Here is a 19,230-nt window from a genome sequence, read left to right as displayed (position 1 = left end):
ACCAAATTAAATTCGTGAAAATTTACAAATTACGCTGAAACCAAGATTTCAAACGCTCAATAAAACTTAGCCCCGGTTCAGAGCCGTAGCCGCTATCAGCACTCTGCCCCATACCGTAAATCAATAAACCGACGCCGGTGGAATATATCGGGTTATCAACAATATCTTTCAGACCGCTAATATTATTCGGCGCCCCCAAACGAACCGGCATATGAAAAATCTCTTCCGCCAACTCGATAACGCCTTCCATTTTCGATGTGCCGCCGGTTAAAACGATTCCTGCCGCGACCAAATCTTCAAAACCGCTTCTTCGCAACTCTGCCTGAACCAGTGTAAACAACTCGTCGTACCTTGGTTCAACCACCTCAGCAAGCGCCTGCCGAGATAAATCGCGTGCCGGTCGATCACCAACACTCGGCACCTTTATGGTTTCCTCTGCACCGGTTAATTTTGCCAGTGCGCAGGCGTACTTGATTTTTATTTCCTCTGCATACTGTGTAGGCGTACGCAAGGCCATCGCGATATCGTTCGTAACCTGATCGCCCGCTATGGGGATAACTCCCGTATGGCGAATGGCGCCTTCGGTAAAAATAGCAATATCCGTGGTGCCACCACCAATATCTACTAGACAAACGCCCAATTCCTTTTCGTCTTCCGTTAGAACCGAATAGCTGGAGGCCAGCTGCTCCAAAATAACGTCTTCCACCTCCAAGCCACACCGACGAATACATTTTTCAATATTTTGCGCTGCATTGACCGCACACGTGACCAAATGAACCTTCGCTTCCAGGCGAACCCCGGACATTCCCAGCGGCTCCTTCACACCTTCCTGATCGTCAATTAAATATTCTTGCGGCAAGATATGCAGAATTTTTTGATCTGCGGGAATAGCGACAGCTTGAGCGGCGTCAATTACGCGATCCAAATCCTGAGAAAAAACTTCGCGGTCCTTAATGGCGACAATACCGTGAGAATTCAAACTTCTAATATGACTACCTGCAATACCTACATAAACCGAATGAATTTCACAACCAGCCATCAACTCGGCCTCTTCCACCGCACGCTGAATGGATTGCACCGTGGATTCAATATTGACCACTACGCCTTTTTTCATACCGACGGATTTATGCGATCCGATACCGACAACCGACAAATCACCCTCAGTAGAGACCTCACCAACAATCGCAACAACCTTGGATGTTCCTATATCCAGGCCGACAATCATGCGCCCCCCGCTTGAATATGCCATTTACTCACCTGCCACTTGTTTAAATAGTTTCATCTGTTAATGGTCTGCCTTTACACTCGCCAATACCTGATCTCTCCAGGCCACAGCCATTCCACTTTCGTAACGCATATCCACGCGGCTAACCTCCTGAATATCGGCTTTTAACTTTGTGTCGTATACCAATAAAAAATTGCGCATTTTCGTTAGCACTTCGTATTGGCCAAATACGATTTCAACACCACTTGTCAGCTTCACTTCCCACGAAAGCGTTGGGTCTACATGTATCCCAACTAACGCCATTCCGTGACTAGATAGCATTTCTGTCATATCTAGATAAGTGCGTGTTATCTGTCGACTCTGCTCCATTGGCCCCGACAATTGCGGTAAATGCACAAGCTGGTCGTTGCGGCCTATTCCAATGACGGCACCTTCATGATTAATAAAACTACTATTTCCCCAACGTGCAATTGGCCTTTGTTCACGCACGTCGATCTGCAACCCGTCAGGCCATAACCGCTGTACACTTGCCGATTGCACCCAAGCATTTTTTTCCAAACTCGAACGCAGCTCCGCCAAATTAATACCCACAAAGTTGCCGTTTATATGATCAACAACCATACGTTGAACAGTGCCTTTTTCCAAACAAGTAAACTCGCCCTTAACCACAACATTAGCGATGGGTTTATTCACCAATGCCTGCGCTTTATTACTTAAACTCCACCAATCTACATATACCGCCAGCAGATAAAAAGCGCCACATACAGCCATACCTTTCAACCAAAGCCCCCAGCGAACCGCAGAAAAAAACACTGACATATTCTTTCGTTTTTTTACTGCGCCCTTAGACTTTACTCGCCCATCGGATCTTTTACGTTTTGATCCGTAGACCCGCTCTCCTTTGGAATTATGCTTCTTTACTGGAGCCATTCTCAATCCTGCATGGTAGTGGCTAGAATTTCGCACACCAGTTCGTTGAAACTTAAGCCTGCAGCTCGTGCGGCCATCGGTACCAGGCTGTGATCTGTCATACCCGGTACAGTATTAACTTCTAACAGAAAAAAATCGCCATGTTGATTCTGCATAACATCGACTCGCCCCCAACCTCTACAACCGACAGCACCAAAGGCATTAACCGCCAAGTTCTCCAACTCCTGTATTTTTTCCACACTTAAATTGCACGGGCAGTTGTACCGAGTAGTACTGGATTCATATTTCGCTTCGTAGTCATAAAACGTATTATCGGTTTGCAGCTCTACCGGTGGCAGCGCTCTGCCATTTAGAACAGCTACCGTAAATTCCGCTCCAGAAATTTTCTGCTCAGCCATAACAAGACTATCGAATTGATTCGCCAAAACACATGCTTCAGCCAAAGCTTGCGGTGACGAGACACAACGCATACCGATACTGGAACCTTCGTGTACAGGCTTCACAAAAGCCTCGCCACCTAAGCTTTGTAGCACTTCGGCCATATCTGCACAGGCATCAATAACTCGATATGATGGAGTCGGTAAACCTTCACTCAACCAGATCTGTTTGGTTTTCAGTTTGTCCATTGCAATCGCTGAAGCCGTATGCCGGCTACCAGTGTAGGGCTTACCCATTAAATCCAGCACAGCCTGAATTTTACCGTCCTCACCACCTTCCCCATGCAGAGCAATAAAAGCGCGATCAAAATCGATTGCCAACAATTGCTCAACAGCATTTCCCCCAATATCGTATCCCTTGGCGTCAATCCCCAGTTCCTGCAAACCTTTTTCGACGGCGAGCCCACTTTTTAACGAAACCTCGCGCTCTGCAGACGTTCCGCCATACAAAACCGCCACTTTGCCAAAACCTTCTTCAGCATTTAATAAGTGTTGAAAACGAGTTACCACTTTATCGCTCATAGCCTTAACAAAATTTTCTCTTCGCCAGTTCCGTAGCCAATGCACCTACATTGCCCGCCCCCTGAGTTATTACCACATCACCAGGTTTTACAATATCCTTTACAACAGCTGGCACACCTTCCACACCCTCCACAAAAATGGGATCAATTACGCCTCGATTGCGAATACTTCGACTAAGGTGACGACCGTCGGCACCTTGTATCGGTTCTTCACCAGCCGAATAGACTTCTAGTAAAATAAGTTGATCAACGCTCGAAAGCACATCGACAAAATCCTCGTAGAGATCCCGCGTACGAGTATAACGGTGTGGCTGATAAATCATAAGCAAACGTCGAGCTGGCCAACCGTCACGAACGGCTTTAATAGTCGCGGCCACTTCTCGAGGATGATGACCATAGTCGTCCACCAGCATCGCGGTGTCACCTTCACCCACGTTAAATTCACCATACACCTGAAAACGACGACCGACACCAAGGAATTTATCTAGACCATTGCAAATAGCCTCATCATTAATCCCTTCATCGGTCGCAACCGCCACAGCCGCAGTAGCATTTAATACATTATGACTACCCGGCATATTCAGCTTCAGTTTCAGCATCGATTTGTCGCCGGGACGAATAACTTTGAAGCTCTGTTTATCTCCATACTGTTGCAAATCCTCGATACGATAGTCACAGTCTTCAGAAAAACCGTATGTCACCACCGAGCGTGAGACACTAGGTATCACTTCTTTCACAACAGGATCGTCGCCGCACATAACCGCTACACCGTAAAATGGCAGGTTGTGCAAAAATTCAATAAATGTTTTCTTTAACTTTGAAAAATCGCCATCGTAAGTATCCATATGATCAGCATCGATATTGGTAACGACGGCAACCATGGGCTGTAAATGCAAAAAAGAAGCATCACTTTCATCGGCTTCAGCAACCAAGTAACGGCTTCCCCCTAAACTGGCATTGCAGCCAGCACTATTTAACAAGCCGCCAATAACAAAGGTAGGATCGCGATCTCCCTCGGCAAAAATACTGGCTATCAGGCTTGTTGTTGTTGTTTTACCATGTGTACCGGCGACAGCTATCCCATGGCGATAGCGCATTAATTCACCGAGCATTTCTGCTCTTCGTACAACCGGGATTCGCTTTTCTTTCGCTTCCGCCAGCTCAGGATTACCATCGGTAACTGCACTGGAATTGACAACAACACTAGCACCTTCAACATTCTGCGCATGATGCCCGATAAATATTTCGATTCCTTTTGTCGCAAGACGACGGGTAACATCAGACTCCTTTAAATCCGAACCCGAAATTTCATAACCCTGATTCAACAGGACTTCAGCTATCCCGCTCATTCCTGCTCCGCCGATACCGACAAAGTGTATTCGTCGGATTCGGCGCATTTCGGGTATTTGATGAAGGTTATTTGATTTCATAATAATACAACCTTGTTAACTCGTGCCTGCCATAACGTTTATTAGCTGCTCACACACGTCGGCAAACTGTTTAGTTGCCAGTGGCTTCGCTCTTTCTTCTGCCTTCAATCCCATATCGACAAGCTGACTGGGACCATCAATAAATTCTTGCAACTTTTGTGCGATTTTTTTGCTGTCAATAGCGCTTTGTGGCCAAAGTATTGCTGCTCCTGCATCCACTAGGTATTTAGCATTTTCCGTTTGGTGGTCATCAATGGCAAACGGAAAAGGTACCAATATGGACGCAACGCCACTCGCAGCCAACTCAGAAACCGTAAGTGCGCCTGAACGGCATAGCACGATATCTGCCCACTGATAACAGGACGCCATATCGTCAATAAAATCAACTACCGCGACTTCACCGGCCTCCGGCATTTCTAATCCGTTTGAATAAGTAATTCCTTTCTGCTGATACTCCTCTTTTGTTTCAACAAGCAGTTTTCCACCCGTTTGATGAAGAACAGCAAGACTTCCAGCCTTTTCGCCCATTTGCGCAATAACGTCAGGCAGTAGTTGATTTAGCGCCCGAGCACCTCGGCTACCACCAACGACCAATAAATTTATTCGCCCGTTGTTTTCTGCTTTATGCATTTTGCAAGAGTAAAACTCATCTCTTACAGGGTTACCTATACAAACACCTTTACTCAAAACGTTGGGAAACGCGGTCAAAACACGGTTAGCCATTAGCGCCAATATTTTATTCGTCGTTCCCGCTACGGCGTTCTGCTCGTGGATCAATAACGGCCTACCCGTTAATTTAGCAGCAATGCCTCCTGGCCCAGCCACGAAACCACCGAGGCCAACAATCAAATCCGGAGACACTTTTTTCACGATATTCACAGCCTGCCAAACCGCCCTTACAATATTGAATGGGGCTGCAAATATTAACAGAACACCCTTTCCACGCAGGCCCTTAACATCAATCATATGCAGTGGTATTTTCGCTTCTGATACCAAACGAGATTCAATTCCCGCGTTTGTTCCCAGCCAGTGAATTTCGTAACCCCGGGACTGCAATTCATTGGCAAGAGCTAACCCAGGAAAAACATGGCCACCCGTACCACCAGCAGTCACCAATACACGCTTAGTTGCAGCCATAACGCTCTTCCCAAGCCACTCGAAAAACCAAAGCTACCAAAGCACAATTGACCAACAAACTACTGCCACCATAGCTAATAAACGGGAGAGTTAAACCTTTTGTCGGTAGAAAACCTGACGCAACGCCCATATTGATAAATGCCTGTACCGCCACCATTACTGCTATACCAAAAACCAGATAGCAGCCAAAGAGTTTTTTCCTAAAAAAAGTGATTCGTGACAGTACTGCCATTTTCCAAACAAAAAACGCAAACAAACCAATCAACAACAAAGCACCTATCAAGCCGAACTCTTCGGCGTAGATAGCGAAAACAAAATCCGTGTGGGCTTCTGGCAAAAAAAATAATTTTTGCAAGCTATTCCCCAACCCCAACCCAAACCATTCACCTCGACCAAAAGCAATCAGCGATTGAACTAATTGGTAACCACTGTTGAACTGATGCTCCCAGGGATCCATAAAGGCGACTAATCGGTTCCAACGGTAAGGAGACATAACGGCCATAAAAGCCAACATGCCAATACCGATGAGCGCCAGTAACAAAAAACGCAATAGCGGAACACCCGCGACAAACATCATTGCCCCCAGAGTTAAACAAATAACAACTGAGCTACCGAAATCCGGCTCCAACAGCAATAAAAAAACGACTAGGCCAATAATCGCGATCATTTTGAAAAAGCCGCCCCACTGGAAACGCACTTCATGGTTTTTTCTCGCGAGATAGCTCGCAAAATAGACAACCAGACAAAACTTGGCCAACTCAGAGGCCTGCATCGTCAGCGGACCAAGCCGTAACCAGCGACGACTCCCATTTACAGTTTTACCGACCCCGGGCAGTAGGACTATCACAAGAAAAACGATGGCCAATACTAGCAGCAGACCAGAGTATTTCTGCCAAATATCCGTCGGTATCGATGCAACCACTAGTCCTCCTGCGACGCCCATGCACAAGTAGATCGCCTGCTTTTTTACGAAATACCACGCATCACCATAATTTGCTGCCGCATAATCTAGCGAGCTGGAAGCGACCATAACCAAACCAATACTGACTAAACTAGCAACGGCGAACACCAGGCCTTTATCCATCGCGAGTGGAGGCAAATAATCATTTAGCACCAGCTGCTTACCCTTCATGCAACCAAGGCTCCCACCGCAGTAATAAATTTATCTCCCCGGTGCTCAAAGCTTGTAAACATATCAAAGCTTGCACATGCGGGTGACAGTAAGACAACACTATTTTTCCTACTGTTTTCAAACGCTTTTTGAACAGCATCCTCTAAAGTAGTGGCGTGAACTTTATTAACCTTATTTCCATCAACTTTATCGGCGATAAGCAAAGCATCTCTACCAATCAATACCAATTGAGCAATATGTCGATTAATCGTACCCGCAAACACATCAAAATCTGCACCCTTTCCATCACCACCAGCGATAAGCGTAATTTCTGAAAAATCATCTACCATGCCTTCAATAGCAGCTATTGCGGCGCCAACGTTGGTTGCTTTAGAATCGTTAATAAAGGTAACCCCCCTATATTCAGCCACCCATTGGCAACGATGCGACAATCCTTTGAATTCGCAAAGCACTGATTTTACCGCCTTTCGATCAAGTCCCACCGCGTCACAAATGGCCATAACGGCCAATGCATTAGCAATATTATGGCGGCCAAACATTTTTAATTCTGATGCGGCTAACTGCGGTTGGTCATCAATATTTAAAACTCTATTTGTTCCACTAAACAGGTACTTGATATCACCCTGCTCAGCATAAATTTTCATACCAAACCCAAAGCGCTTTACCTTTTCGGTGATCGGCGGCTGAGTCAGTTTTTCGTCCAGATTATAAACGACATTTTTTGCTCCCCAGAAAACTCTCTGCTTAGCCATACAATATTGTGCAAGCGAGTCGTAACGGTCCATATGATCCTCGCTAAGGTTCAAATGGCAGGCAACATGTAAACCGGCAGAAGGAATGCTTTCCAATTGAAAGCTCGACAGCTCCAGAACATAGAGTTCGACATCAGACCCCAGTATATCCAGCGCTGGCACGCCGATATTCCCGCCCACGCGGACATTAACTCCCGCTTTCTCGGCTATTTCGCCAACAATTGTTGTAACCGTTGTTTTTCCGTTAGAACCGGTAATTCCAATTACCGGAGCCTTCGCCTCGCGCAAAAATAGGGCAACATCACCAATAACAGACACGCCTTTTTCGATCGCGTTTTTTAATGCTGGTATATGACGTGAAACCCCTGGACTAATAATAATTTCGGTGGCATTCGACATTAACAAAATCGTTTCTTCACTGAGTTCCCCAGTGATAACCTCCACTCTCGAATTAATCACTTTCAATTGATTTAACCCAGGAGGGTTCGCGCGCGTGTCAACAACGACAAAAGCTTGTTTTTTTCGGCTTAGATAACGCGCAACAGACACGCCAGTCATACCTAAACCGAATACAATGGTGACTCTATCTGTTGCTAGTAGCGAACTCATTAAATTGCCAATACCCTGTTAACGAATTTTCAGTGTTGCCAAGCCAATCAGAACCAGCATAACGGTAATAATCCAGAAACGAACAATTACCCGGGGTTCAGGCCAACCTTTTAGCTCAAAGTGATGATGCAACGGAGCCATTCGAAATATTCTACGCCCGGTAAGCTTAAAGGAAGCTACCTGCAAAATAACCGATACCGTTTCCATCACAAAAATACCGGACATAATAAAAAATACGATCTCGTGACGAACAATGACCGCCATAACACCAAGCGCAGCGCCCAGCGCCAAGGCACCTACATCCCCCATAAACACTTGGGCAGGATAGGTGTTAAACCATAAAAAACCCAAACCAGCGCCCGCCAAGGCTCCGCAGAAAATCACTAGCTCTCCAGCACCGGGGATATAAGGAATATGCAAATACCCAGAAAAATTTGCGTGTCCACTCAAGTAAGCAATAATCCCCAATGCCGAGCCCACCATTACGGTAGGCATTATGGCCAAACCATCCAGACCATCGGTTAAGTTCACAGCATTGCTAAAACCAACAATCATAAAATAAGTCAGCACAACAAAAAACGCGCCCATTTCCCAGGCGAAACTCTTAAAGAACGGAACATAAAGTGTGGTTTCTACTGGAGATTGGGCACTGTAGAAAAGTACCAGTGCCACACCAAAGCCTACAATCGACTGCCAAAAGTATTTCCACTTGGCGGGCAAACCCCGCGAATTTTTTTCTACAACTTTCCTATAGTCATCAACCCAGCCAATCAAGCCATAAGCCACAGTAACGAAAAGCACGACCAGCACATAACGGTTACTGAGATCGGCCCACATCAAAGTTGATGTCACAATTGAAAATAGAATAAGTGTGCCGCCCATTGTCGGCGTACCCGATTTACTCAAGTGGCTTTCCGGGCCATCGTCACGAATGGACTGACCAATCTGTAAGTGGTTTAATTTACGAATCACCCAGGGCCCCATGATCATGGAAATACCCAGCGAGGTCATAATCCCGAGGATGCCACGCAAGGTCAGGTATTTAAAGACACCGAAACCACTAATAAAATTCTGCAGAAAATCCGCCAGCCACACCAACATCAGCAATCCTCCTCTCTTTGCTTCAGTGTCTGCACAACTTTCTCCATTCTGGAATTGCGCGATCCCTTTACCAAAACAACACTATTTTTGAAATTTAACTTTCCCAAACCTTCGAATAACTCTTCTCGACCGGAAAACCAAACAGCTCCCTCACCATAACCTTCAGCGACAAACCGACTTAGAGGGCCAACGGCTATTACAGTATTTATACCTTTCTTTTTTGCGTAATCGCCTATCGCAAAATGTTCTTGCTCAGCATTACTGCCTACTTCAGCCATATCTCCTACTATTAGTACGCTTTTTGCCTTCTCTGCCAAAAAATCTATGGCCGCTCGCATAGAGCCGGGATTTGCGTTATAACTATCATCGACTAGCTGATCGCACAATATTGAAGCTACAGTTTGCATACGGCCAGACTCACCGGCAAATTTTTCGAGGCCGACGACAATAACCGACAAAGGTAAACCGCAGGACAAAGCACAAGCTGCCGCAGCTAAAGCGTTATTCACATTGTGTAAGCCAGGAACCCGTAAAGTCACCGAGGATTGTTCAGTGCCATCAATTAGCTCGAAACGATTGCACCCCCGATCATCTTTCACTAAGACTCGAGCCAACACTAAACGATTAACCGCTTTATCGAACTTAGCGACAACCCGTTCAAGCTCTTCTGTGGTTTCAACACGAGCAAAACCTGTTACAGTCTTTCCCTTTAGCTTCAGCAGAAATTCACTACAATAGGCACTATTCAAATTGACAACACCAATACGTAATTTCGTACTGGAATAAATAGCGGATTTTTCTTCTGCAATAGCAGCCTTACATCCGAACCCTTCAAGATGCGCGGACATTATATTATTAACAAGCGCGATCTCGGGCTGAATCAACGACGTTAAATACGCAATTTCATTTTTCCCGCTGGTTCCAGCCTCTAAGACTGCATACGAGTGATGAACGTCCAGCTTCATTAACGTTAGAGGCACCCCAATATGATTATTCAGGTTGCCCTCAGTAGCCAAAACACGCCCTCGCTCAGAGAAAACACTTTTCAGCATACCTTTCACAGTGGTCTTTCCATTGCTACCGGTAATCGCCACAAGCATTCCGCAATAGGCTTCCCGGTTTAATCTCCCAGCCTGCCCCAGAGCGTTACAACAGTCTTCTACAAGTAATTGCGGAACAGCAACGTGCGGACTTTCTTTTTCCACAACTATGGCACAAGCTCCAGCTTGCACTGCTTGCACAAGGTAATGATGGGCGTCAAAATTGGCCCCTTTCAACGCAAAAAACAAATCGCCCTTTTTGATTGAGCGTGTATCGGTACTAACGCGGGCAAAGGCAGTGTCAGCGCCAATGACTTTTCCGTCTACTGCCGAACACAAATCCGATAACATCATTGCAGGCCCCCCGCATTTTTCTGCGCCCGCATCCTTAACGCACTAGAGGCTGTGTCGTAATCACTAAACGATAATTTCTCACCCTGCACCAGCTGATATTTCTCGTGCCCCTTCCCGGCAAACAACACCATGTCGCCGGAGGCGGCTTGGTTTACCGCCCAGTAAATAGCAGCGGCTCTATCGGGTTCAGTAATAATTTTATCCACCGAAGAAAAGCCGGCGAGAATGTCTTCGATAATCCGTTTTGGGTCTTCCATCCTGGGGTTGTCTGAAGTGACCACAATATTATCGGCATACTCCTCTGCAATAGCAGCCATTTGCGGACGCTTACCTTTATCTCTGTCACCGCCGCAACCGAATAAAACCCATAATTTTTTAGCTGTATGTTCGCGCGCAGCCTTCAGCGCCTGCTCCAATGCATCTGGCGTATGTGCGTAATCAATAATTACAACAATATCTCCAGCTACTTGAACCTTTTGCATCCTTCCCTCTATAGGCTCAAGCAAAGGTACTTTTTCCAATACTTCAACAAGTGAATAACCCGATGCGCAAGCCGTCGAGATAACAGCCAGAAGATTGTAGGCGTTGAACTGACCAATTAACTGACTACTTAACTCTCCCTCTCCCCAGCAAGAATCAACATGGCCACATATACCCTTTTCCGAAAAATCCAGCTCGCCAGCAAATACGCTCCCCCCTTCGAAACCCCTGTTCCCTTTTTTTGTTTTCAGACCGTAACCAAAGCAATCGACGGTTTCGGGGACGGCATCACGAATACTGCCTGCACCAACGTCATCATCTAAATTCGTAATTACAAACTTGTGCTCTGTAGACTGAAATAATGACGCTTTAATCTCGGCGTAATCGCCCATCGATCCGTGGTAATCCAAATGATCTCGCGAAAGGTTGGTAAAAACTGCTCCCTCAAACTGAATCCCACCATGACGACATTGTGCAATCGCGTGGGAAGAAACCTCCATAGCCACGCACTCAACACCATCATCGAGCAACTGTTTCAAAATTCGCTGACAGGTAACCGCATCCGGCGTGGTTAATCCGGTGCTAACAAGTAACGATAAATCAGCCCCATAGCCCATGGTACCGATAGTCGCCGATTTTTTTCCCAGCAACTGGAACAACTGTTGCAATAGTTGCGCACAAGTTGTTTTTCCGTTAGTTCCCGTCACAGCGACCACATGCATTTTTTCTGACGGATCACCAAAAAATTTCGACGCAATAAGACCCAGCTTTTCGCACAAATTTTCAATATTGATAATTACGACGTTGTCGAAATACTCCACAGAAAAGCTTTTGCTCTCTGCGATAACTGCAACGGCGCCAGCACGAATGGCCGCCCCAATATACTCACGACCATCAACCGCGCTTCCCTTTATCGCAACAAACAGGCTGCCAGTACTTACCTGTCGACTATCTAGTACAATATTTTTAATGCTTGGGTTCTGCTGCGATAACGGGCCACAACCGACAACCGACAGAAGCTCATTTAAAGAGCAATCGGATGAACCCATATTTTTTGCTAACGGATCTACCATCACAATCCCGCCATCATTGCCTTGTCCACTTGCGGTGGAACGCGCAGCACTTTTAATGCGCCCTCGACAATAGTAGCAAACACCGGCGCAGCCGCTTCCCCACCAAAATACTTACCATCGGTAGGCTCATTAATAATCACAACAGCAACCACTTCAGGGTTATCCGCTGGAGCAAAGCCGGCAAACAACGCAATATGCCTGTCATCAACATAACCTTCCGCACCCACTTTATGGGCAGTACCTGTTTTCCCAGCAACTGGGTAAGCAGGAATTTGTGCGCGCGTAGCTGTTCCTCCAGGTTGTGGTACCGTCTTCAACATATCGGTAATATTTTGCGCTATTCCAGGAGAAACAATTTGGTTTCGAATTGGCTCTTGATCGGCCTGAATTAGGCTAGCGTTTTTGAACGACCCTTTATCAGCGATCATGGCATAAGCCTGTGCCAACTGAACAGCATTGACATTAAGCCCATATCCAAACGCTAGATTTGCCACCTCAATGGGCTGCCAGCGGTTTCGGTTTGGCAACACTCCTACACTTTCGCCAGGGAAACCCATGCCTGTACTCTGCCCCATACCTGCGCGAAAAAACAGCTCTCGAATACTCTGCGGCTCCATATTTAACGCAATTTTGGTTATCCCCACCTGACTGGATTTGGTGAGAATTTTGGTCATTGACATAACACCGTAATCTTTTGGATCGAGCAGCGCCTTACTGCCAACCATGACATAACCAGGGCTGGTATTAATGGTGTCTTTTAGCGCATAACGACCGCTTTCCAGCGCAGCCATCATCGTGAAAGGCTTAACCGTGGAGCCCGGTTCAAACACATCAGTAATTGCCCTATTGCGAAGCTGTGCGGGTTTTATATTACGGCGATCGTTTGGATTGTAAGAGGGCTGATTAGCCATTGCCAAAATCTCCCCCGATTTAACATCCAATAGAACGACAGAACCGGATTTCGCTTTTTGTTTGGCAACAGCGGCCTTCAATTCACGGTAGGCCAAATACTGTAAACGTAAATCTAAACTTAACGATAAATTACTGCCGGCAATCGGCGCTTTAAGCAGGCCCTTTTCTTTAACGATATTGCCTTTTAAATCTTTTAGTACCCGCTTATAACCAATTGCGCCAGCTAAGTGCTCATCAAACGCCAGTTCCACACCTTCCTGACCGTGATCTTCAATATCAGTAAAGCCTACAACATGGGCAACCACTTCTCCGGCAGGGTAGTAACGACGATATTCGGTTTCCCCGTAAATACCTTGAATTTTTTTCGCTAAAATTTTATCTGCCTGCTGAGGGGGCAAATGTCGAGCTAGGTAGACAAATTGTTTGTTAGCGTAGACCTTCAGGCGCTCACGTAGCTGCTTTGTAGAAATATCCAGTGCTGAAGCGAGAACACTGTGCTCTTCTTCTTTTAGAAATTGTGGATTTGCGTAAATAGACGTTACGGGCGTACTTACCGCCAATAACTCACCATTGCGGTCAGTGATAACGCCCCTATAGGCATGCAAAATTTCGCTCCGTAAAGTGCGCGCCTCACCTTCGCTCTGCAAGAATTCAAAACCTTTATCTGCAGAGGGAATAACCTGCAAATTTGCCAAATGCCAGACGAGCAGGCCAGGCAGAATGACCAGCATTCCACCCAACAACCAAAATCGCCAAAAGGACATTTGCAGTTCTCGTTTCATTATTTCTATTACTTCTTAAAGACTAATATTGTTTTATTGGATGCAGGAACTTTCATATTCAGTTCATTGACAGCAATTTTTTCCACACGGGAATAGGCCGCCCAGGTGCTTTTCTCCAACAAATACTGCCCGGACTCCACCTGCAAACTACTGGACTCCCGCCTTAAAGACTCCAGTTCCTGGGTCGCCTGGCGCGCACTATAGGCCGAATACACAACGCCAAGTGCAGAGCACACGCAACTCAACCACAACATTATTATCAGTAGCGACTTCACCGACCCTTTTTCTCCACAAAATTACGTACTTGTTTTACCGTCGCTATTTACTAGTTTTGTATAATGGACTTTATAATTTTTCTGCCACTCGCAAAACCGCGCTTCTTGAACGAATATTTTCCAGTAATTCACTATCACCAGCCTTAACCGCTTTGCCAATAGTTTTAAGCGTTTTATTCAGCATATCTTCCGTTACCGGCAAACCTCTGGGTAGAGTTTTTCCGCGGGACTGCTCGCGAAAAAAACGCTTTACCATTCGGTCTTCCAACGAGTGGAAACTAATCACCACAAAGCGGCCACCGCTGGAGAGCAGATTTACACCGCCGGATAAAGCGGTTTCCAAATCTTCCAATTCCCGATTGATAAAAATTCTTACCGCCTGAAAAGCCCTAGTCGCTGGATTTTTACCTTTTTCCCAACGCGGATTCGCCTCTGTGATCACCCGGGAAAAATGCGCTGTGGTTTCAAAAGGCTTTTTCACTCGTTCCTTAACAACAGCATTCGCCATACGCTTTGAAAATCGCTCTTCTCCATACTCCCGCAAAACAAACGCAATATCCGCCTCATCCGCAGTGTTCAACCACTGAGCTGCCGTTTGCCCCCGGCTGTTGTCCATACGCATATCCAACGGACCATCCTGCATAAAACTAAAACCTCTCTCGGCAACATCCAATTGCGGAGAAGAAACCCCGAGATCAAGCAATACACCATCAACCCTTTCATCATCACGGTCGTGTAAAAAACCTGTCACCTGTTCCAAATGTGCAAACGAATCGTGCACGATATGAAAGCGCTCATCTTCAGCCCGCAAAACACTAGCAACCTTCACTGCATCCGGATCTTTGTCAAACGCAACCAGCCGCGCTCGCGGCCCGAGACGATTGAGAATTGCGCGACTGTGACCACCACGCCCAAAAGTGCCATCCACATAGAGGCCGTTCGGATTGGTAATCAATGCATCAACCGATTCCTGCAATAGAACCGAATAGTGTGGCGTACCTGTCATAGCTTTGGATCTCTATAGAGAGAGTGTCATCATTTCTTCCGGCAGATCTTCATCGCTGTCCATATCTGCCACCGAGGCCAACCAGGCCTCTTCACTCCAGAGCTCAAACTTTTTGCCGAGACCAACGAGCATCATTTTTTTTTCTAAACCAGCGTAGTCGCGCAGAGTTGGCGGAACCAACACCCTACCATTACCATCCAGCTCAAGACTGCAGGCGTAGCCGATTAACAATCGCTGCGCTCTAAGTGATGCTTTGTTGAAAGAGGGAAGTGCTTCGATTTTCGGCAGAATGGTCTGCCACTCTGGCTCTGGATAAACCAACACACAGCGATCCTGAGTGTGAGCTGTCATAACAATACGGCCACCACAGGCACTTGCCAGCGAATCCCGGTATTTAGCCGGAATAGCCATGCGCCCTTTGGCGTCCATATTGATAGCGTGACTGCCCTGAAACACTCTTTCCTCCTGTCTCTCTTCCTTATTACGTCAAGGTTGAGACGCGTTTATCGGTTTATTCAAAGCGGCAAATAAAGCACTGAATTGGGAATACCTCGGAGAAGTATAACGTTAAATTGCTTATCTACCCACTTTACCCCACATTAATCCACTTTACACCACTTTTGAACACTATATTTCGCAGGGAGCCAAAGTCAAGGAAATGGAGAGCAAAAGTTTCGCTAAGCTATTGAAATTCTGAGAGTTTTACAGGATGCATACACAGCGGGAGGAAACGACAAAAAGAAGAAACACAATCATATACAAGCAGTTAAAGTGAATTCCTAGAATTTACTTTAACTGCAAGAATATTTGGGATTATTAATCAGTGCGGGATATACCCAAGAAGCATATAACGACAGTGAATATAGCGAAAATATTTCTAGACGTTAACCAAGATGCGTATTAAATACTTCAATAAGACGATTGACGTCTACGGGCTTGGTTAAGTAGTCAACAAAACCGGCCTTCAGGCCCTTATGTACATCCAATGACATGGCGTTGGCCGACAGCGCGACAATAGGAATATCTTTGGTGCGAGCATCATTCTGCAGAACCTCCAGCACCTCATAGCCATCCAAGTCTGGTAGATTGATATCCAGCACAATAATGTCCGGTGGTGCGGTACGCGCTTCGTAAATGCCCAGTAGTGGCTCCATTACGGTGCTTACGGTCAACAGGTCGAAGCGATCAATGATTTTAGCAAACAGACGAGTATTGGCAGGATTATCCTCAATGTAAAGGATATGCCTGGATTCGCTCACTTTCAGTTCACCGCGCTTGGATGAGAACACATCCTCAGCTCTCTGGGTAACGCCCTTGTCCCCCTCTTTCGCCAGAGGTAGCTCAATCCAAAACTCGGTGCCCACGTTCTCTACACTTTCGAAACCAATGCGCCCACTCATCATTTCGACCAAACGCTTGGTGATCACCAACCCAACACCACTCCCCTCTATAGCGCCCATTTCAGCGCTCAAGCGATTGAAGGGCTCAAAGACCTGACTTCGCATTTCTTCGGGAATTCCCAGGCCAGTATCACGCACAATAATCCGCATGGCTTCGCGATCCCCCTGCTCCAAAGCAATGGTCACTCTGCCTTTTTCACGATTGTATTTAATTGAATTGGATATTAAATTTATTAGTGCCTGCTTCAAACGCGTATTGTCGGCAAAAATAGGGGTGTTGCCAAAGGTGCCCGCGTGCACGACAATCTCTACACGTTTCTTTTCCGCCAGTGGCTGAACCAGCTTCAAGCAATCATCGAGAGCACGATTAGGAATCACCGGCTCCAACGAAAGCGTCATACGTCCGGCTTCGATCTTGGCCAGATCCAACACCTCATTAATCAAGTGCAACAGGTGAGCCCCGGCTTTGCGGATCTCAACAATATTATCCTGCTGCTCGCCGTTAAGGTTGTCGTCGTAATCAAATAGCTGTGCGTAGCCAAGAATGGCATTCAACGGCGTACGTAGTTCGTGACTCATACTGGATAAAAATTCGGACTTGGCCTGATTAGCCTTCTCTGCAGCTACTTTTGCCTGGACCACGGCCAGCTGAGTGTTTTTCAGCTCGGTAATATCCATATTACTACCCGACACCCGCACCGCCCGCCCCTGTTTATTATAAGAGGCCTCTGCACGAGCACGAATCCAGCGAATAGAACCATCTTTGGCTGTGCTTTGATACTCAATATCGAAGGACTGCCCTTCCAGAATGTGCGCACGTAACGCTTCTTTAAAACGCTCGACATCGCGCTCGGGCATCCGCGCTTCCCAGTCGGAGATTTTACGTAAATTCTGCTCTTTTATCTCTGCGCCACTAAAACCCAACTGCTCCCAGCAGATATCGGAAAATTCGATTTCACCCGTTTCAATATCCCAATCCCACACGCCATCCTGCGTTCCGGCAATTATGCGACCGTAACGTTCTTCACTGGCTCGAAGCGCCTGCTCGGTTTGTTTTAACTGGGAAATATTCTGGTTTACGCCGGCGACATGGTGAGTCCAACCGTTTTCATCACGAAAACCCTGGCCGGTAACACGAACCCACAAGTAGTACCCCATCTTACTGCGTAGGCGATAGCAGACATCAATGCCAACGCCTTCAGTGATCGTTTTGGTCATGGCAGAACCAAAAACTGCACGGTCTTCCGGATGGATAAAATTCAGCAGAACTTCCGGCTCGGTCATGTTTTGGATATCGTCTTCGTTATACCCTAGTTCACGCCAGAAGGTGCCATACCAACTCAATTTGTTTGCGGCTAGATCCCACTCCCAAAAACCCTGCCCACTACCCAGCATGCTGCGCTGATGGCGCGCAATTTCCTCGCCGAGAATATTGATATCAACAAGATCGCAGGATTCCGGGTTCCAGATAACATCAAGCATGAGCTTCCCTTGTATAACCTAACCATGAGCCAATATAGTGCAACCAGCAATCCTCGCAGCTGGTGATCAATCAAGCAATAAGACTAAAGTATGTAAGCCGAACAAGAGAAACAAAACAAGCGTCTCAATCAAACAGGAGGTGGGTGCGGAACGTATTTTTCTTGTATCATCAGACTCTGTACCAACACTAGTAGCCCAAAGGGGTTAAAGCAATCTCGCCCCCCTGAAACTACCGGTATTTTAAGTAAAAAGAGCTGGTCTGTAAGCCGGGTTCTGTCGTGGACAATCATTCATCTAGGGCTTGCGTTACCACAAACCTCAAGCGACCTACCCGAATCCAGTGCGGGTCACACCTGTAGGATTCCTATTTGGTCTTGCTCCGAACGGGGTTTACCATGCCACAAACTGTTGCCAGTTGCGCGGTGCGCTCTTACCGCACCCTTTCACCCTTACCTGTGCCCGAAGGCCATCGGCGGTCTACTCTCTGCTGCACTTTCCGTAGGCTCACGCCCCCCAGGCGTTACCTGGCGTTCTACCCTATGGAGCCCGGACTTTCCTCGGCTGTAGGTTCGAAAACCCACAAACGCGATTGCCCGACCAGCTCAGGGCCGCACGGTAGCAAACTCTAGTCTAGAAATAAACAAATTGCTTGTCCTTCACCAGCCGTTCAATCTCAGTCGGCCCAAAAGGCACGGTTCCAACAAAAGGCAGCAATACGGAAGGGTCACGCCCAAGCACACCCATGCGCGTTTGACACACGCGAACATCGACCACTTCCAGTGCTGATAAGCGTGCAGCCAAATCCACGATTGGTTTGTATTGCTCATAATTCTCTCGGAAAAATATAGCGACTTCCGGGCCATGCAGAACAAAAGCCAAGGGTTCGCCCGGATGTAAAGCCTTTCCATCGCGAAACAATAACTCCGCCCGCAGCAGGGCTTGCCCTACTTCTTCGGGAGAATTGAGCTGAATTCTTGCTAAATAGCCTTGCGGCAACGGCTCGACAGGGGAATACGTTGGAGGCGGGGTGTTGAAATGGCTACTCGAAGGGGGAGCTAAAACCTGGGCGAAAGCCTGGCTGACAAAGCACAAGCCGAGTACCACTATTGAGATGGAGAGTAACTGGGAATAAGGGCAGTATGGCTTCACAAT

16 protein-coding genes and 1 other RNA gene are annotated in these 19,230 nt (G+C 46.8%); all 17 read right to left on the bottom strand.

The genetic code is table 11. The features are described 5' to 3' along the window. Positions 1-22: 22 nt before the first annotated feature. Positions 23-1,249 carry a cell division protein FtsA gene (gene ftsA, locus H5715_RS01750; RefSeq protein WP_075185861.1) on the bottom strand — a complete coding sequence of 409 codons (1,227 nt, stop codon included), beginning with the start codon at positions 1,247-1,249 and terminating at the stop codon, positions 23-25. A gap of 36 nt (positions 1,250-1,285) precedes the next feature. Continuing rightward, complete coding sequence (locus H5715_RS01745; RefSeq protein ID WP_075185862.1) at positions 1,286-2,155, bottom strand: cell division protein FtsQ/DivIB; 870 nt, start codon at positions 2,153-2,155, stop codon at positions 1,286-1,288. Between the two features lie 2 nt (positions 2,156-2,157). Then, positions 2,158-3,114 (bottom strand): D-alanine--D-alanine ligase, encoded by a 957-nt coding sequence (locus H5715_RS01740; RefSeq protein ID WP_075185863.1) that lies wholly within the window; start codon positions 3,112-3,114, stop codon positions 2,158-2,160. Positions 3,115-3,118: 4 nt separating this feature from the next. Beyond that, positions 3,119-4,543 (bottom strand): UDP-N-acetylmuramate--L-alanine ligase, encoded by a 1,425-nt coding sequence (gene murC / locus H5715_RS01735; RefSeq protein WP_075185864.1) that lies wholly within the window; start codon positions 4,541-4,543, stop codon positions 3,119-3,121. Positions 4,544-4,558: 15 nt separating this feature from the next. Then, on the bottom strand, positions 4,559-5,680 hold the full coding sequence (murG, locus tag H5715_RS01730; RefSeq protein WP_075185865.1) for an undecaprenyldiphospho-muramoylpentapeptide beta-N-acetylglucosaminyltransferase: 1,122 nt from the start codon (positions 5,678-5,680) through the stop codon (positions 4,559-4,561). After that, entirely contained in the window at positions 5,667-6,812 is a 1,146-nt protein-coding gene (gene ftsW, locus H5715_RS01725; RefSeq protein ID WP_175574270.1) for a putative lipid II flippase FtsW, read from the bottom strand. Before ftsW ends, murG begins: the two co-directional genes overlap by 14 nt. After that, entirely contained in the window at positions 6,809-8,173 is a 1,365-nt protein-coding gene (gene murD / locus H5715_RS01720) for a UDP-N-acetylmuramoyl-L-alanine--D-glutamate ligase (protein WP_075185866.1), read from the bottom strand. Before murD ends, ftsW begins: the two co-directional genes overlap by 4 nt. Positions 8,174-8,191: 18 nt before the next feature. Further along, a complete protein-coding gene (gene mraY / locus H5715_RS01715; protein ID WP_075185867.1) occupies positions 8,192-9,274 on the bottom strand; it encodes a phospho-N-acetylmuramoyl-pentapeptide-transferase in 1,083 nt (360 codons plus the stop codon). After that, the gene (locus tag H5715_RS01710; RefSeq protein ID WP_075185868.1) at positions 9,274-10,668 is read right to left on the bottom strand and encodes a UDP-N-acetylmuramoyl-tripeptide--D-alanyl-D-alanine ligase; all 1,395 of its coding nucleotides are present in this window, start codon (positions 10,666-10,668) and stop codon (positions 9,274-9,276) included. The genes mraY and H5715_RS01710 overlap by 1 nt, the downstream gene beginning before the upstream one ends. Beyond that, positions 10,665-12,221 (bottom strand): UDP-N-acetylmuramoyl-L-alanyl-D-glutamate--2,6-diaminopimelate ligase, encoded by a 1,557-nt coding sequence (locus H5715_RS01705; RefSeq protein ID WP_139309792.1) that lies wholly within the window; start codon positions 12,219-12,221, stop codon positions 10,665-10,667. The genes H5715_RS01710 and H5715_RS01705 overlap by 4 nt, the downstream gene beginning before the upstream one ends. Next, a complete protein-coding gene (locus H5715_RS01700) occupies positions 12,221-13,915 on the bottom strand; it encodes a peptidoglycan D,D-transpeptidase FtsI family protein (protein ID WP_075185869.1) in 1,695 nt (564 codons plus the stop codon). The genes H5715_RS01705 and H5715_RS01700 overlap by 1 nt, the downstream gene beginning before the upstream one ends. Positions 13,916-13,923: 8 nt before the next feature. Beyond that, positions 13,924-14,190: a cell division protein FtsL gene (gene ftsL / locus H5715_RS01695; protein WP_075185870.1), complete on the bottom strand. Its 267-nt coding sequence runs from the start codon at positions 14,188-14,190 to the stop codon at positions 13,924-13,926. A 70-nt stretch (positions 14,191-14,260) separates the two neighbouring features. Then, positions 14,261-15,196 (bottom strand): 16S rRNA (cytosine(1402)-N(4))-methyltransferase RsmH, encoded by a 936-nt coding sequence (gene rsmH, locus H5715_RS01690; protein ID WP_075185871.1) that lies wholly within the window; start codon positions 15,194-15,196, stop codon positions 14,261-14,263. A 12-nt stretch (positions 15,197-15,208) separates the two neighbouring features. Continuing rightward, on the bottom strand, positions 15,209-15,652 hold the full coding sequence (mraZ, locus tag H5715_RS01685) for a division/cell wall cluster transcriptional repressor MraZ (protein ID WP_075185872.1): 444 nt from the start codon (positions 15,650-15,652) through the stop codon (positions 15,209-15,211). Between the two features lie 428 nt (positions 15,653-16,080). Continuing rightward, entirely contained in the window at positions 16,081-18,078 is a 1,998-nt protein-coding gene (locus H5715_RS01680) for an ATP-binding protein (protein ID WP_075185873.1), read from the bottom strand. A 246-nt stretch (positions 18,079-18,324) separates the two neighbouring features. Continuing rightward, an RNA gene (rnpB, locus tag H5715_RS01675) (RNase P RNA component class A) lies at positions 18,325-18,683 on the bottom strand. 25 nt (positions 18,684-18,708) lie between these two features. After that, entirely contained in the window at positions 18,709-19,227 is a 519-nt protein-coding gene (locus H5715_RS01670; protein ID WP_075185874.1) for a DsrE family protein, read from the bottom strand. Positions 19,228-19,230: the final 3 nt, after the last annotated feature.

It is taken from the genome of Teredinibacter haidensis, from assembly GCF_014211975.1.
GTDB lineage: Bacteria > Pseudomonadota > Gammaproteobacteria > Pseudomonadales > Cellvibrionaceae > Teredinibacter > Teredinibacter haidensis.
Note: the sequence above shows the minus strand (reverse complement) of the source record. Positions and strands in the feature narration are given on the sequence as shown.